The sequence below is a fragment of the Ensifer sp. R-19 genome, from assembly GCF_049905105.1.
Lineage (GTDB): Bacteria > Pseudomonadota > Alphaproteobacteria > Rhizobiales > Rhizobiaceae > Ensifer.
Map to the genome: position 1 here is coordinate 670,760 of NZ_CP184569.1, position 12,903 is coordinate 683,662.

Genomic DNA, 12,903 nt, shown 5'->3' on the forward strand with positions numbered 1-12,903 from the left:
ATGGGGAAAGACTTCGTTGACAGTTGGCCGCCATGCTGCCGGCGTCCGATCGTCCGTTCCCCTGTCTCTGGAGCCCGGCATGTCCGCCGCCCCCGCCGAAATCCTCTCGTTGCGCCGGTTCGGCGACGACCAGATCGTCACGCTTGCCAAGCTGGTGATCGAGAGTGCCTTCCAGCCGATCGCCGAAGCGGCGACCGGCACCGTCTTCGGTTACGAATCGCTGATGCGCGGCTTCCAGAAACTGGGCTTTGCCTCGCCGCTGGAACTGCTCGACAAGGCGGAAGAAGCCGGGCAATTGCTGGCGCTGGAGCACATGATCAACAGCCGCGCCGTCGCCGGCTTCGCGACGCTGCCCGATCATTCCGCCCGCACCCTGTTTCTGAATTTCGACTCGCGCCTCGTCGGCGGCGAGGGCGACATCGTCGAGCGCCTCGTCAACCATCTGAAGCGCGCCGGTATCGCCCCTTCGTCGCTCTGCTTCGAGCTTTCCGAGCGTTTCGACAGCGGCAAGATGCCGGACTTCTCCGCGCTCGTGCGCGATCTCCGGCTCGCCGGCTTCAAGCTCGCCATTGACGATTTCGGGGCTGGCTTCAACGGGCTGAAGCTGCTCTGCGACCAGCCGGTCGATTACGTGAAGATCGACAGGCACTTCATCTCCGGCATCGAGGCTGACGCCCGCAAGCGCCACCTCGTGCGCCACACCGTCAACACCGCGCATGTGCTTGGTACGCGGGTCATCGCCGAGGGCGTCGAGACGGAGGCGGAGTTCCTCACCTGCCGCGACCTCGGCTGCGATCTCGTGCAGGGCTATTACGTCGCCCGGCCGACCACCCATCTCAGCGAGCTTCTGCCCGCCTATCCGCATCTCGATCAGAGCGTCAGCGTGAGGCGACCCTCGTCCTCGCTCGACAGTATCCTGATCCGCAAGCAGATCGAGCAACTGCCGACGGTGCGCGAAAGCGATGAACTCGATTCCGTCTTCGATCTCTTCCGGCGAAACCCGCGCCAGGGCTTCTTCCCGGTTCTGAACGCCAATGGCGAGCCGCGCGGCATTCTGCATGAGTATCACGTCAAGGAGCTGATCTATCACCCCTTTGGCCGTGATCTCCTCAAGAACCGGATCTACCAGCGGCGGATCTCGCATTTCGTCAGCCCGGCACCGATCGCCGATCTCGATACGCCGGCCGATGAAATGCTGAAGATCTTCGCCGGCATGGACGGAAGCGATTGCCTGATCCTGACGGAGAACATGCGTTATGCCGGTACGCTTTCGGCCTCGTCGCTTCTGAAGATCATCAACGAAAAGCAGCTCAAGATGGCGCAGGAGCAGAACCCGCTGACGGGCCTGCCCGGCAACCGCGCCATCCGCGATTACGTCCAGGACGCGATCCTCGACGGCGATCAGGCCCGCTATTTCTGCTATTGCGACTTCGACGACTTCAAGCCGTTCAACGACACCTACGGCTTCCAGAAGGGCGATCTCGCGATCACGCTGTTTGCCGCACTCCTGCGCCGCCACTTCATCGGCGAGCAGAAGTTCCTCGGCCATGTCGGGGGAGATGATTTCTTCGTCGGCATCAGCGGCTGTTCGGTCGAGGAGCTGGAGGCGGTGCTGAACCGCCTGCTGGACGATTTCCGCTCCGACGTGCGCCAGCTCTACTCGGCGGAGCACCAGGCCGAGGGCCGCATCAGCGGCCATGGTCGTGACGGTGCGCCGAAGGAATTCGCGCTGATGCGCTGCTCGATCGCCGTCCTTGGGCTGCCGGAGGGCTTCGTCTTCTCCGATGCCCAGGCCGTCAGCGCCCGCATCGCCGAAATCAAATCCCGCGCCAAGACCAACGAAGCCGGTCTTGTCATTGACGCACTCGGCGGCTGATTTCCCGTCTTCGGGATCGCTTAGGTCGCGGGTATGCGATGGGCGAGATAGTCGCGCATCTGGGAAAGCGCCGTGTCGCGCGTCAGCCCTTCCGATTGCAATCCGAGCCTAAGCCAAAGGCCGTCGATCAATGAAGTGATGCCGAGCGCCACGGCCTCGCAGTCTTCTGCCGGCAACAGATCCACGAGCGCGGAAAGCAGGTTCGAGCGCATGCGCGCGTGGATCACCTTCTGGATGCGGGCAAGCTGCGGCTCGCGCGGAACTTCGGCACAAAGGGAAAGCCAGGCATGGCAGACCGAAGGCTGGAAGAAGCGCTCCTCGAAGTTCGCCTCAATGATCGCCTCAAGCCGCTCGCGCGGCGTGCGTGCGCGGTTCAGCCGAACGACCACCGCTTCCTTGAGCGCGGCGTTCGCCTCGCGCATGGCATGTTCGAAAAGCTCCTGTTTGTTGGCGAAATAATGCAGCACGATGCCCTTGGAGGCGCCGGCGTGTGTCGCGACCTTCTCCAGCGTCGCGCCGGCCATGCCCTCTTTCTGCAGCACCTCAAAGGCCGCGCGGCGCAGCTCGCGCCGCCTGATCTCGCTTATCCTCGTCAGTCGCATCAGCCGCCTCCAAACGATTCCCACATTGACAAACTTTCCGGAAAGATCAAATGTTGACCCATGGGGCAATTATTAGTCCGAATGGACAAACTGGAGGATGCGATGCCGAAGCTGAAACTGTTGATGTCCACCATTGCCGTTGTCGCCGTCGCCTCTCCGGCCTTGGCCGGCGAGGCGCAATCCTGTCGGCAAGTCCGGCTGGCCGAGCCCGGTTGGAACGATCTGGCGTTCACCACGGGCGTCGGGCTGACAGTCCTCAAGGCATTGGGTTATGAACCCGAAAGCAAGCTGCTCGGCATTGACGTCATCTACACCAGCCTGCGCAGCGGCGATCTCGACGTCTTCCTCGGCTATTGGGACCCGGCGATGGTTGCCTACTACAAGCCCTACAAGGACGACGGTTCGGTCGAAACCGTCCGCACCAATCTGAATGGGGCCAAGTACACCTTCGCCGTGCCCGACTATGTCTGGGAGGCGGGTGTCCGGGATTTCGCCGACCTGAAGACCTTTGCCGACAAATTCGAGAAGAAGATGTACGGCATCGAGCCCGGCTCCAACCAGCTGATGCTGGATGCCGTCAAGGACCAGGGCCTCGGGCTTGATGGCTGGGAAGTGGTGGAATCAAGCGAGCAAGGCATGCTGGCGGAAGTCACGCGCCGGGTTCGCGACAAGTCCTTCATCGTCTTTCAGGGCTGGGCGCCGCATCCGATGAACACGGCCCTGTCGATCAAGTATCTGACCGGCGGCGACAAGTTCTATGGACCGGACTTTGGCGCGGCGACCGTTTCGACCCAGGTGCGCAAGGGCTACCTGCAGGAATGCCCGAATGTCGCCAGGCTCCTCAACAATCTGAGCTTCGATATCGACTTCGAGAACCGCGGCATGGGTTCCCTGATGAGCGACGGGCTGGCGCCGGAGGAGGCCGGCAAGAAGGCCATCGAGCAGGAGCCGCAGCGGCTCGACGCCTGGCTTTCCGGGGTGACGACCTTCGACGGGCAGCCGGGGCTTGCCGCGGTCAAGGCCGCGCTCGGACTGTGATCGTCATCGACCAGCAAGATTGGTCGCCGCTGAAGCGGCGGCTCGAACTGCCCGGCGGGCGCCAGTTCGCCTATGTCGATCGCGGCGAGGGGCCGGCGCTGTTGCTGCTCCACGGCTATTCCGACAATAGCCGCTCTTTCTCGCTGGTCGCGCCCCACCTCGTGGGCTATCGACTGATCATTCCGGATCTCGCCGGCCACGGCGCGTCGCAGGCGGGGCCGGGGGCAACGGTCGCCGATTTTTCGCGGGATCTCGCTTGTCTGGCCGATAGGCTGGCGCTGAGGGATATCGTCGTCATCGGCCATTCCATGGGGGCAATGACCGCCATTGCGCTTGCCGCCCTTCGCCCGGACCTGGTCCGGGCCCTCGTTCTTTTATCCGGCAGCCTGCAGCCGGGCCTCGACGCGAGGAGTCCAACGGCGCGGGCGATCCGCGCGTTGAAGGATCCGCTGGATCAGGAACACCCGTTCTTCGATGTCTGGCACGCCTGCAACCAACCAGTCGACCCGGCGTTCCTTGCGCACATGCGCAAGGAGGCCGCAGAGATACCGACGCAGACGTGGCTCGCTATCCTCGATGGCCTTGCCGCGACTGATCTTCGCGCCGCCGCGCGGCAGTTGCGTTTGCCGGTGCTGGCGATCGGCGGCAGTGAGGATCCGCTGTTCGACGCTGGGCATCGCCGGCTGCTGGCGGAAACCATCGGCTCGGCGCGCTCGATCAGCTTGGCCGGCCATGGCCACAACCCTCATTGGGAAAGCCCGGCACTGGTGGCTGGCGAGATCCTGTCCTTCCTGGCGGCCGAACCCTGATCGGCCAATACTGACGCCACCCTTTTCGCGGCACGCCGTCAGCGCTAGATGTGGCGCATCAGCAGCATGAGGTGGTGCCATGTCCCTTCCGTCAGAAATGAATTTCGTCGATCTTCCGGCCCCAGGCGGACCGGAAAACATGGTCCTGAAAAAGGGACCGTTACCTGAGATCAAACCGGGCGACATCCTCGTTCGGGTGGAGGCGGCCGGCATCAACCGTCCCGATGTCTTGCAGCGCAAGGGCGACTATCCGCCGCCGCCGGGCGCAAGCCCGATCCTCGGCCTCGAAGTGGCGGGCGAGGTCGTGGCGCTGGGTGCGGGTGCGGAGGGATTTCGGATCGGCGATAAAGTCTGCGCGCTCGCCAACGGCGGCGGCTATGCGGAATATGCGGCAGTCCCGGCAACCCAGGCGCTGGCCTGGCCGAAGGGCTATGACGCGGTGAAGGCGGCGGCTCTGCCCGAAACCTTCTTCACCGTCTGGGCCAATGTCTTCGACATGGCCGGCCTGAAGGCGGGCGAAACGATCCTCATCCATGGCGGCTCCAGCGGCATCGGCACGACGGCCATCCAGCTTGCCAAGGCCTTCGGCGCCGAGGTCTTCGTCACTGCCGGCAGCGCCGAGAAATGCCAGGCCTGTGAGGCGCTCGGCGCCAAGCGCGCGATCAACTATCGCGAAGAGGACTTCAAAACGGTCGTTGTCGAAGAAACGGATGGACGCGGCGTCGACGTCATCCTCGATATGGTCGGCGGACGTTACTTCGACCGCAACATCGCGTCGCTGGCGAAGGACGGCCGCCTGTCGATCATCGCCTTCCTCGGCGGCGCCAAGGTCGAGGCGGCGAACATCGCGCCAATCCTGACGAAGCGGCTGCATGTGATGGGGTCGGCCCTTCGTCCGCGCACGCCGGCGGAAAAGCAGGCGATCCGCGATGGTCTGGTGGCAAAGGTCTGGCCGCTGCTCGAGGCGGGCAAGGTCGCGCCGGTGATCCACTCCGTGCTGCCCTTTGCCAAGGTGGCGGACGGGCATCGCGAGATGGAGACCGGCGACCATATCGGCAAGATCATCATGTCCATGTGATCCCCGGATCGCCACGTGATTTGCGCCATTAAACCTTAGTCGGTCTTGCAAATACCGTGGGATCACCTACCTTGTTGCCATCTGAAACGAACAGAAAGGAAGGTGATCCAATGTCTAATGAGATTTCGGTCTTGGTGAAGGGCATGGGAGAGGTGAACACGTCGAGGCAGCCCTCGGCTTGATCCCCGCCTTCCTTCGGGCCTAAAGCCCGGGCCACTCACTTGGCCAGAACTCAGGGAAGGGTCGCCTCGGGCGGCCCTTTTCCATTTTCGGTATTCCACGTCCGGGCCTTCAGCCTCAACTGTTGGAACTTTGCAGATCACACCCCGAAGCGTCCGAGCGCCGGGATCTTGATGCCGGGCTTCGCGAAATCAAATCCGGCGACGAGGCCGAAAAAGTGCAGTTCGAGGCCGCTGCGAACACCAGCCGAGATACCGGCGACGCCATAGAGCGTGGCGTGCATGTCACGGCCATCGGCATCGATCTGGAACAACTTGCCCTCCGGCAGATAATCGCGGCCGACGGCGTCGGGCGGCAGCACGGCGCCGAGTTCCGGCACGGAGCGCAGCACGTGGGCGACGAAGGTGTTGGAGTTCGGGCCCGGCCAGATCCGATAGCCGCCGGGTGCGTCATAGGGATAGCTTGCGATCGCCGCTTCGATCTTCGGGATCAGCCGGCTGGCTTCGGTTCCGGTGATCGAAACAACCAATCTCGGCTCGTTCGAATACCAGCGCGCATCGGCCGGATAGGCGTTCTGGCGGATCGGCTTGCCCCAGCCGACCTTGTCGTAGCGATCGTAGGCGAGGGCGCCCTGTTCCTTGGTCACGATCCAGGCGTGGCTGGCGACGGCGCCCTTCATGCCGCCGGTCGTTGCCGAAAAGACGTAGATCGCCGCATCGGGGCTCTCGGTTGTTTTCGGCAGGATGCCCGCCGAGGACCAGTCGGCAGAGCGCCAGCTCTGTGGCCGGTCCTGCATGTACCACCAGCCGGCCGAGGCTAGCGCCGGCAGCAGGTAGATGACGAGAAAGGCGGCGGCGAGCCTGCGGGCGAATTTCATGAAAACTCCGTTTCCTGGCTTAAGATTCCTGCTAAATGCACGGAGCAATTTCGGAAATTTGAGGGCAAGGCATGTCGAATCCCGTTCTGGTCGAAGTCACCCGCGGAAACCTCGTTGAAAGTCGCCATCGCGGACTTGTGATCGCCGTCGATGGCGATGGCCGGACCGTCTTTTCGCTCGGTGAGACTGACACCGCCGTTTTCCCGCGCTCCGCCTGCAAGGCGATGCAAGGGCTGCCCTTGATGGAAAGCGGTGCGGCCGACGCCTACGGTTTCGGCAACAGGGAACTGGCTCTTGCCTGCTCCTCCCATTCCGGCGAGCCGGAGCATGTAGAGCTTGCCGCAAAGATGCTCGCGGCGGCGGGCCTCGACGTCTCGGCGCTCGAATGCGGCGCCCATTGGTCGTCCGACCAGAAGACCTTGATCGGCCAGGCCCGCAGCCTGGAGGCGCCGACGGCGCTTCATAACAACTGCTCCGGCAAGCATTCAGGCTTCATCTGCGCCTGCTGCCATTCGGGCACCGAGGTGAAGGGCTATGTCGGCTACGAGCATCCGCTGCAGCAGGAAATCCGCGGCACGATGGAAAGCCTGACCGGGGCGATCCTCGGCACGGACAATTGCGGGGTCGACGGCTGCTCGATCCCGACCTACGCCGTTCCGCTCAAGGGCCTGGCGCACGGGTTTGCCAAGATGGCGACCGGCGTCGGTCTTGGACCCGAACGCGCCCGGGCCTCCAGGCGGCTGATCGAGGCCTGCATGGTCGAGCCCTTCTACGTGGCCGGAACCAAGCGCGCCTGCACCCGGCTGATGAAAACGGCCCCCGGCCGCATCTTCGCCAAGACCGGTGCCGAAGGCGTGTTCTGTGCCGCCATCCCGGAAAAGGGCATCGCCATCGCGCTGAAATGCGAGGACGGCACGACCCGCGCCGCCGAAGCGATGGTGGCGGCAACGCTTGCGCGCTTCTTCAGGGATGAGCCGGACCTGCACGCGGCCCTGATGGCGCAGGCAAATCACTCGATGTACAACTGGAACGGCATCCATGTCGGCGACGTCAGGGTCACGGACGCCTTCGCCGCCTGAGGTTCGCGGGCGACGGTTCACGCCCGCAGCCCTCACGGACAGCCTCGGCGCGCTGGCACCGTCAGGCGCCGATCATCACGACGCTCGCGTCGTCAAAGGGCGTTAGCATCTCGCGCTCGATTTCCTCCGGTACGATGAAGCCGGCGAGATCGGCGATTCCGGCCACGCGATGTGGCGAAACTGCGTCGAATTTCTCCGCTGTCGCCAGCACATAGGTGTCGGCGGCCTGGGCGAGGATCGCGCGCTTGACGGCCGCCTCCTCGAAGTCGCCGGTGGAAACTCCGTGAACCGGATGAATGGCGGTGACGCCGAGGAAGAACAGGTCGATGCGGATGCCGGCGATGGCGGTGAGCGCCGCCGCGCCCGTCGCAACCATCGAATGTTTGTAGAGCCGGCCACCGATCAGGATCACTTCGGCTTCGTGGCGTTCGAGCTCGGCGGCAATCGTCGGGCTGTGGGTGACGACGGTCAGCCGCATCTCCCGCGGCAGTGCCCGCGCGATTTCCGCGTTGCTCGTGCCGCCGTCGAGAAAGATCGTCTGGCCCGCCTCGATCATCGTCGCGGCCTTTCGCCCAAGCCGGTGTTTGACGTCGCCGGCAATCTCCTGCCGTGCGGTAAAGTTTGGTAGCGGCGGGACCAGCGGCAGCGCGCCGCCATGTACGCGCTTCAGCAAACCTTCCGCCGCCATCTCGCGGAGATCGCGCCGGATCGTGTCTTCCGAGAGGTCCAGTTCGTCCGCCAGGCGCTTGGCGACGATCTCGCCGTCGCGCGCCAACCGTGCCGAAATCAAAGCCCGTCTCTGTGTTGTCAGCATGAATACCTCCTTGACTCTTCACGATATTGCACGAAATATCGTGAATATTCCAGAATGATCTGGATATTTCGTGCAAAAATTTGGAGAAGATCATGCTGATTTTGATCGCGGGGCCCTATCGCTCGGGAACCGGAGACGACCCGGCCAAGATGGCCGCCAACCTGAAGCGACTGGAGGAGCCGTCCTATGCGCTGTTTCGGGCCGGGCACGTGCCTGTCATCGGCGAATGGGTGGCGCTGCCGGTGTGGAATGCGGCGGGTGGCGAGCGGGTCGGAGACGACCTCTACGAGGAAATTTTCCATCCCGTCGCCGGCCGCTTGCTGGCATTGTGCGACGCGGTGCTGCGTCTGCCGGGTGACAGCAAGGGTGCCGACAACGACGTGCGCATCGCCCGTGAGCGCGGCATTCCCGTCTACTACCGCCTGGAAGACGTGCCCGGTTGCGGCGAGGCGCTGGTTGCCTGACCGGAAACGGCCTGGCAGGGATACCTGCCGGGCCGTGGCGGTGCTTCTGAACTCCACCTCAATCTCGGCCCCAACCCGAGGATTGGGTCCGCATTGCGGTGAGGGAGGCGGGAGGCCTATTCGTGCACGTGCGGCTCGGCGACGAAGGTCAGCGTGGCCGTTAAACCTTTCTTGTCGGCGGCGATGTTGCTTTCGAGCGGGATCGCGTGGCTGACGGCAAGAATGTTGACGCCGGCGTTGCGCAGCGTCACTTCCGCTTCGCCATTCGCGTTCGTCTTTTCAGAGACGAGCTCAGGCAATCCGGCATAGTCGAGGGTGATTTCCTTGCCTTCGAGCGGCTTGCCGTCGAGCAATAGGCGGATGCGAAATTTCTCGCCCGGCTTCAGGCCAACAGGGTTGTCGAGCGGGATGATCTGCAGCGGCTGTGCCGGGAAGGCCGGCAGTGCGCCATGCGCATGCACCAGCGCGATGCTGTATTTGACCGAATGGCTCGCCTGTTTGGCGCCGGGCACCTCGTTCCTGGGCTTGTTCACCCATTTGCCGTCTGCGCCTTCGCTCCAATAGCCGTTGTCGAACTCCAGTGCGACGAGCGCCGGCTTGCCATCGAGTTTCAGCCTAGCGTGATTGTCTTCCGCCTCGATCGTCACCGGCAGCGCTTGACCGTCTTCGCCAACGGCCGAGACCGATTTCACTTTGGCCGGATCATAGGGTTCGTCCGCTGGGCCGTGGCCGTAGATCACCGCCAGCGTTCCCCAGCGCTCGCCGATCCATGCGCCATGGGAGAAGGCGGGTGTGGCGACGGCGGCAAACAGGCCAGCAGCGATGAGGGTTGAAAAGAGCGTTTTCATAAGCAACTCCGAATAATGTTATAACGTAACAATGATCTTCTATTGAAATCCGTTCGGGCTTGTCAATCGGGCTGACTTCCTTTCTTCTGCCGCCGATCTTTGGTCTGGAGTTGAAACGTTAGGAAGCGCACGGTTCATCGCACGCATTCCGCTTCCGTCCGCCAGAATGATAGGGCAGGGTCGGGTCTGTCGGCACCACGTCGTCCGATCCGCGTGATCGCAGAGGAGAGTTGAAGTGTTGAAATTGTTCTACGCCCCGGGCACCTGCTCATTGGCTTCGCATATCGCGCTGGAAGAGGCGGGCGCTGACTACGAGGCGCGCCGCGTCGATTTTTCGACCGCCGAACAGACCAAGCCCGACTATCTCGCGGTAAACCCGAAGGGCCGGGTGCCGGCGCTGTTGACCGACCGGGGCGTCATCACCGAAACGCCGGCGATCCTCACCTATATCGCCGAGACACATCCGGCATCGAACCTCGCACCAAGGGGCGATGCCTTTGCTTTTGCGCAGTTGCAGTCGTTCATGAACTATCTCTGCTCGACGGTGCATGTCGCCCATGCCCATGGACGTCGCGGCGCGCGCTGGGCCGACGATCCGGCGGCGCACGAGGCAATGAAGGCCAAGGTCGCCTCCAACATGGCGGCCTGCTTCGAGCTGATCGAGAACAAGATGTTCGAAGGCCCCTTCGTCCTGGGCGAGACCTATTCGGTTGCCGATCCCTACCTTTTCACCATCGCCGGCTGGCTCGAATCGGACGGTGTGGATCCCGCGCGTTTCCCGAAAATCTTGGATCACCGCAACCGCATGACCGCGCGTCCGGCCGTTGCCCGGGTCCTGGCCACGCTCAAGGCCTGAGCCGCGCGACCATCTGGGCTACATCAGGATGTAGTCCTTGGGCTGCGGCAAGGGCGGAAGGTCTGTCTCGCCGAGCGCCTCGCGCAGGTTGATCTCGATCGTTTCGGCAAGCGCCATGATCGGCAGGTCGTTCGGCAACACGCCGAACGGCTCCTCCAGTTCGTCCCCGAGTGCATCGAGGCCGAAGAAGGTGTAGGCGACCAGCGCCGTGACGAAGGGCGTGGCCCAACCGAGCGCATCGGCAAAGCCGAAGGGCAGCAGGAAGCAGAAAAGATAGGCGGTGCGGTGCAGGAGCAGCGTGTAGCCGAAAGGCACCGGCGTGTTGCGGATGCGCTCGCAGGCGGCAAGCGTCGCCGACATCCTGCCGACCGTGCCGTCCAACTGGGCCCACTGAAAGTCGCTGATCGCGTCCGAAGCACGCAAGCCGGCGAGATCGCGGCCCATCTCACGCAAGAGGTAGTCCGGCGCGTTGCGGCTTGCCTTGTAGCCGGGAGCGAGATCGTCGGGCAGTCGCGCGAGCGCCCTGGCTGCATGATTGCCCGGTCGCAGGTGGCCAACCAGGGCGTGAGCAAAGGCGATGGCGATGTTGAGGAGCCGTTGCCGCGCCGCATTCTCCGAAGCTTTGGCGTCGACCAGGACCAGTGTCTGCCGGGCAAGATCGCGCGACGTGAAGATCAGTTGTCCCCAATCCTTCCGCGCCTCCCACCAGCGGTCATAGCAGGCGTTGTTGCGGAAACCGAGGAACACCGAGAGCGCAATGCCGAGCAAGGCGAAAGGGCCGCTGTTGACGCTTGGAACGATGCCGGGATCGGCACGGTGCGCCCAGACGACGAAGGCGGAAAGGCCGAAGACGAACAGCACCTGCGGAAAGATCCGCTGAATGACCGATCCTCTGAGGATGAAGAACAGTTTCAGAAGGCTGGGGCGGTCGCGAACGATCATGGAAGAACACCTGTGTGGCCGTCAGCTTCCACCGGTATAGGCGCGACCTCTGAAATGGAAGGCCGCTCATTGGATGCCGCCAGCCGCCGGCGCGAGATTTTTACCGCCTATGTCGGCTCAGTCGCCGCGCGCACGTCCTTGTTGCGTAACGCCAACAGGGAGACAACGACGATGCGCAAGGTGGTTGCCGGCATGCAGATGTCCATCGACGGGATGATCGATGGACCGGATGGCTATACGGACTGGGTCGATTCCTGGTCGGACACCTTCGAACTCCTGCCTGAGATCGATGCCTGCGTCCTCGGGAGCGGCATGTATTCGGGCTATGAGCAATATTGGAGCGCGATCAAACAGAATCCGCATGCGCCGCTGGAGTTTGCCGGCAAGGTGCCGACGCAGGAGGAGATCGAATATACGGATTTTGCTTTGAGCACGCCGCATTATGTTCTCTCGAAAGAGCGCTCGGAGGTGCAATGGGCCAACGCCACCATCGTTCGCGATGCTGCCGAGATCGAGCAGCTAAGGCGCCAGCCGGGTCGGACCATCTATGTCGTCGGCGGCGCTCGCACCGTGTCGAGCCTGATGGATCACGGCCTGATCGACGAATTGCGTCTCACCATCCATCCCCTGGTGGTGGGGAAGGGCAAGGCGCTGTTCGAAACCATCGCCCAGCGCCACTACGTGCAACTCGATGACGTGAAGAGGGTCGATGACGGCAAGGTTTGCCTGATCTACAAGGTCGGGGATCGAAGCTGAAAGCGGTCAGCCGGCGAGTTTCGCAGCAAGCCGCTTTGGCGCCTTCTGGCGCCAGGCGGCAACCAGTCGCCCGGTCAGGCTCTTGTCGTCGATCACCGAAAGCCGAACCAGCATCGCCGGCCAGCCTTTGTAGTGATCGGTCTCGAAATAGAGTTGCGGGTCGAGTTCCAGCAGCAATTCCTTTTCCTCGAGCGCACACATGACGACAAGCGTGTCGCCGTCCTTCATGCGCACGAAGCTCTTGTCTTTCACCAGCAGTGCCGGCGTGCCGTAGGAGGTGCCGATGGCAACCTCCGGCAAGCCGGCGGCTTCCGCCAGCTTGACGACCCGTGCGAAATTGCGGTCGAGATCCTCGCTCATCCCGTCAGCATATCACAGGGTCATTGTCCGTCACCGGCCCCCGGCTTGCAGGCAGTCGCTGGCGCACTCGGCCGCGCGCGGCCAGGGCCAGCCGGGGAAGGGCAGATCACCGAGTTCGCGTTCGTCCATCCGCTCGAGATCCGGGTGCTGCAGCGGGTCACGCGCCCAGGCTAGTCGCGTATCCTGCTTCCGACTTTCAAAAGTGGCGAATGCGGTCAACATCGAGAGAAGCTTCAACATGGCGGCCCATCCTTTCGATGCTTGGATGATCTGCCTGTCTCGCTGTCTTTTCAATTGAGAATAGCACCGAACGGGTTTAGGAAA

15 protein-coding genes are annotated in these 12,903 nt (G+C 63.1%); 8 read left to right on the forward strand and 7 right to left on the reverse strand.

What is annotated here, in order from left to right; translation table 11 throughout:
* Positions 1-79 precede the first annotated feature (79 nt).
* On the forward strand, positions 80-1,876 hold the full coding sequence (locus ACN9MO_RS03125; protein ID WP_425986520.1) for an EAL domain-containing protein: 1,797 nt from the start codon (positions 80-82) through the stop codon (positions 1,874-1,876).
* Positions 1,877-1,896: 20 nt separating this feature from the next.
* Here the strand turns inward: ACN9MO_RS03125 and betI are convergent, their stop codons facing one another.
* Positions 1,897-2,478 (reverse strand): choline-binding transcriptional repressor BetI, encoded by a 582-nt coding sequence (gene betI, locus ACN9MO_RS03130; protein WP_058325519.1) that lies wholly within the window; start codon positions 2,476-2,478, stop codon positions 1,897-1,899.
* A gap of 102 nt (positions 2,479-2,580) precedes the next feature.
* Here betI and choX point away from each other — a divergent pair, with 102 nt between their 5' ends.
* The 3 genes from choX (at position 2,581) to ACN9MO_RS03145 (ending at position 5,403) form a co-directional block, all read left to right on the forward strand.
* Positions 2,581-3,516, forward strand: coding sequence for a choline ABC transporter substrate-binding protein (gene choX / locus ACN9MO_RS03135; RefSeq protein ID WP_113132879.1), 936 nt, complete (start codon positions 2,581-2,583; stop codon positions 3,514-3,516).
* On the forward strand, positions 3,513-4,325 hold the full coding sequence (locus ACN9MO_RS03140; RefSeq protein ID WP_063893296.1) for an alpha/beta fold hydrolase: 813 nt from the start codon (positions 3,513-3,515) through the stop codon (positions 4,323-4,325). Before choX ends, ACN9MO_RS03140 begins: the two co-directional genes overlap by 4 nt.
* 79 nt (positions 4,326-4,404) lie before the next feature.
* Entirely contained in the window at positions 4,405-5,403 is a 999-nt protein-coding gene (locus ACN9MO_RS03145; protein WP_113132829.1) for an NAD(P)H-quinone oxidoreductase, read from the forward strand.
* Between the two features lie 319 nt (positions 5,404-5,722).
* Here ACN9MO_RS03145 and ACN9MO_RS03150 read toward each other — a convergent pair whose 3' ends face one another.
* Positions 5,723-6,460 carry a DUF3750 domain-containing protein gene (locus tag ACN9MO_RS03150; RefSeq protein ID WP_113132828.1) on the reverse strand — a complete coding sequence of 246 codons (738 nt, stop codon included), beginning with the start codon at positions 6,458-6,460 and terminating at the stop codon, positions 5,723-5,725.
* Between the two features lie 71 nt (positions 6,461-6,531).
* Between ACN9MO_RS03150 and ACN9MO_RS03155 the strand changes: the two genes are divergently transcribed.
* Entirely contained in the window at positions 6,532-7,539 is a 1,008-nt protein-coding gene (locus ACN9MO_RS03155; RefSeq protein ID WP_113132827.1) for an asparaginase, read from the forward strand.
* 61 nt (positions 7,540-7,600) lie between these two features.
* Here the strand turns inward: ACN9MO_RS03155 and ACN9MO_RS03160 are convergent, their stop codons facing one another.
* Positions 7,601-8,353, reverse strand: a complete 753-nt coding sequence (locus tag ACN9MO_RS03160; protein ID WP_113132826.1) for a DeoR/GlpR family DNA-binding transcription regulator — start codon at positions 8,351-8,353, stop codon at positions 7,601-7,603.
* A gap of 92 nt (positions 8,354-8,445) precedes the next feature.
* Between ACN9MO_RS03160 and ACN9MO_RS03165 the strand changes: the two genes are divergently transcribed.
* Entirely contained in the window at positions 8,446-8,817 is a 372-nt protein-coding gene (locus ACN9MO_RS03165) for a DUF4406 domain-containing protein (RefSeq protein WP_113132825.1), read from the forward strand.
* A gap of 116 nt (positions 8,818-8,933) precedes the next feature.
* On the opposite strand, the gene ACN9MO_RS03170 is transcribed toward ACN9MO_RS03165, so the two are convergent.
* A complete protein-coding gene (locus tag ACN9MO_RS03170; RefSeq protein WP_113132824.1) occupies positions 8,934-9,665 on the reverse strand; it encodes a DUF4198 domain-containing protein in 732 nt (243 codons plus the stop codon).
* A 235-nt stretch (positions 9,666-9,900) separates the two neighbouring features.
* Between ACN9MO_RS03170 and ACN9MO_RS03175 the strand changes: the two genes are divergently transcribed.
* Positions 9,901-10,521, forward strand: coding sequence for a glutathione S-transferase N-terminal domain-containing protein (locus tag ACN9MO_RS03175; RefSeq protein WP_113132823.1), 621 nt, complete (start codon positions 9,901-9,903; stop codon positions 10,519-10,521).
* 18 nt (positions 10,522-10,539) lie between these two features.
* On the opposite strand, the gene ACN9MO_RS03180 is transcribed toward ACN9MO_RS03175, so the two are convergent.
* Positions 10,540-11,463 (reverse strand): bestrophin family protein, encoded by a 924-nt coding sequence (locus ACN9MO_RS03180; RefSeq protein ID WP_110879800.1) that lies wholly within the window; start codon positions 11,461-11,463, stop codon positions 10,540-10,542.
* Positions 11,464-11,532: 69 nt separating this feature from the next.
* On the opposite strand from ACN9MO_RS03180, the gene ACN9MO_RS03185 reads away from it, so the two are divergent.
* The gene (locus ACN9MO_RS03185) at positions 11,533-12,219 is read left to right on the forward strand and encodes a dihydrofolate reductase family protein (RefSeq protein WP_425986530.1); all 687 of its coding nucleotides are present in this window, start codon (positions 11,533-11,535) and stop codon (positions 12,217-12,219) included.
* A 6-nt stretch (positions 12,220-12,225) separates the two neighbouring features.
* Here ACN9MO_RS03185 and ACN9MO_RS03190 read toward each other — a convergent pair whose 3' ends face one another.
* Entirely contained in the window at positions 12,226-12,579 is a 354-nt protein-coding gene (locus ACN9MO_RS03190; RefSeq protein WP_057250546.1) for an MmcQ/YjbR family DNA-binding protein, read from the reverse strand.
* A gap of 30 nt (positions 12,580-12,609) precedes the next feature.
* Entirely contained in the window at positions 12,610-12,819 is a 210-nt protein-coding gene (locus ACN9MO_RS03195; RefSeq protein WP_057250544.1) for a hypothetical protein, read from the reverse strand.
* Positions 12,820-12,903 lie beyond the last annotated feature (84 nt).

What these genes read in the sequence shown, in the direction of transcription:
- ACN9MO_RS03125 (WP_425986520.1), top strand. Translation starts at nt 80, where the DNA reads ATGTCCGCCGCCCCCGCCGAAATCCTCTCGTTGCGCCGGTTCGGCGAC.
- betI (WP_058325519.1), bottom strand. Translation starts at nt 2,478, where the DNA reads ATGCGACTGACGAGGATAAGCGAGATCAGGCGGCGCGAGCTGCGCCGC.
- choX (WP_113132879.1), top strand. Translation starts at nt 2,581, where the DNA reads ATGCCGAAGCTGAAACTGTTGATGTCCACCATTGCCGTTGTCGCCGTC.
- ACN9MO_RS03145 (WP_113132829.1), top strand. Translation starts at nt 4,405, where the DNA reads ATGTCCCTTCCGTCAGAAATGAATTTCGTCGATCTTCCGGCCCCAGGC.
- ACN9MO_RS03150 (WP_113132828.1), bottom strand. Translation starts at nt 6,460, where the DNA reads ATGAAATTCGCCCGCAGGCTCGCCGCCGCCTTTCTCGTCATCTACCTG.
- ACN9MO_RS03155 (WP_113132827.1), top strand. Translation starts at nt 6,532, where the DNA reads ATGTCGAATCCCGTTCTGGTCGAAGTCACCCGCGGAAACCTCGTTGAA.
- ACN9MO_RS03160 (WP_113132826.1), bottom strand. Translation starts at nt 8,353, where the DNA reads ATGCTGACAACACAGAGACGGGCTTTGATTTCGGCACGGTTGGCGCGC.
- ACN9MO_RS03165 (WP_113132825.1), top strand. Translation starts at nt 8,446, where the DNA reads ATGCTGATTTTGATCGCGGGGCCCTATCGCTCGGGAACCGGAGACGAC.
- ACN9MO_RS03170 (WP_113132824.1), bottom strand. Translation starts at nt 9,665, where the DNA reads ATGAAAACGCTCTTTTCAACCCTCATCGCTGCTGGCCTGTTTGCCGCC.
- ACN9MO_RS03180 (WP_110879800.1), bottom strand. Translation starts at nt 11,463, where the DNA reads ATGATCGTTCGCGACCGCCCCAGCCTTCTGAAACTGTTCTTCATCCTC.
- ACN9MO_RS03190 (WP_057250546.1), bottom strand. Translation starts at nt 12,579, where the DNA reads ATGAGCGAGGATCTCGACCGCAATTTCGCACGGGTCGTCAAGCTGGCG.
- ACN9MO_RS03195 (WP_057250544.1), bottom strand. Translation starts at nt 12,819, where the DNA reads ATGTTGAAGCTTCTCTCGATGTTGACCGCATTCGCCACTTTTGAAAGT.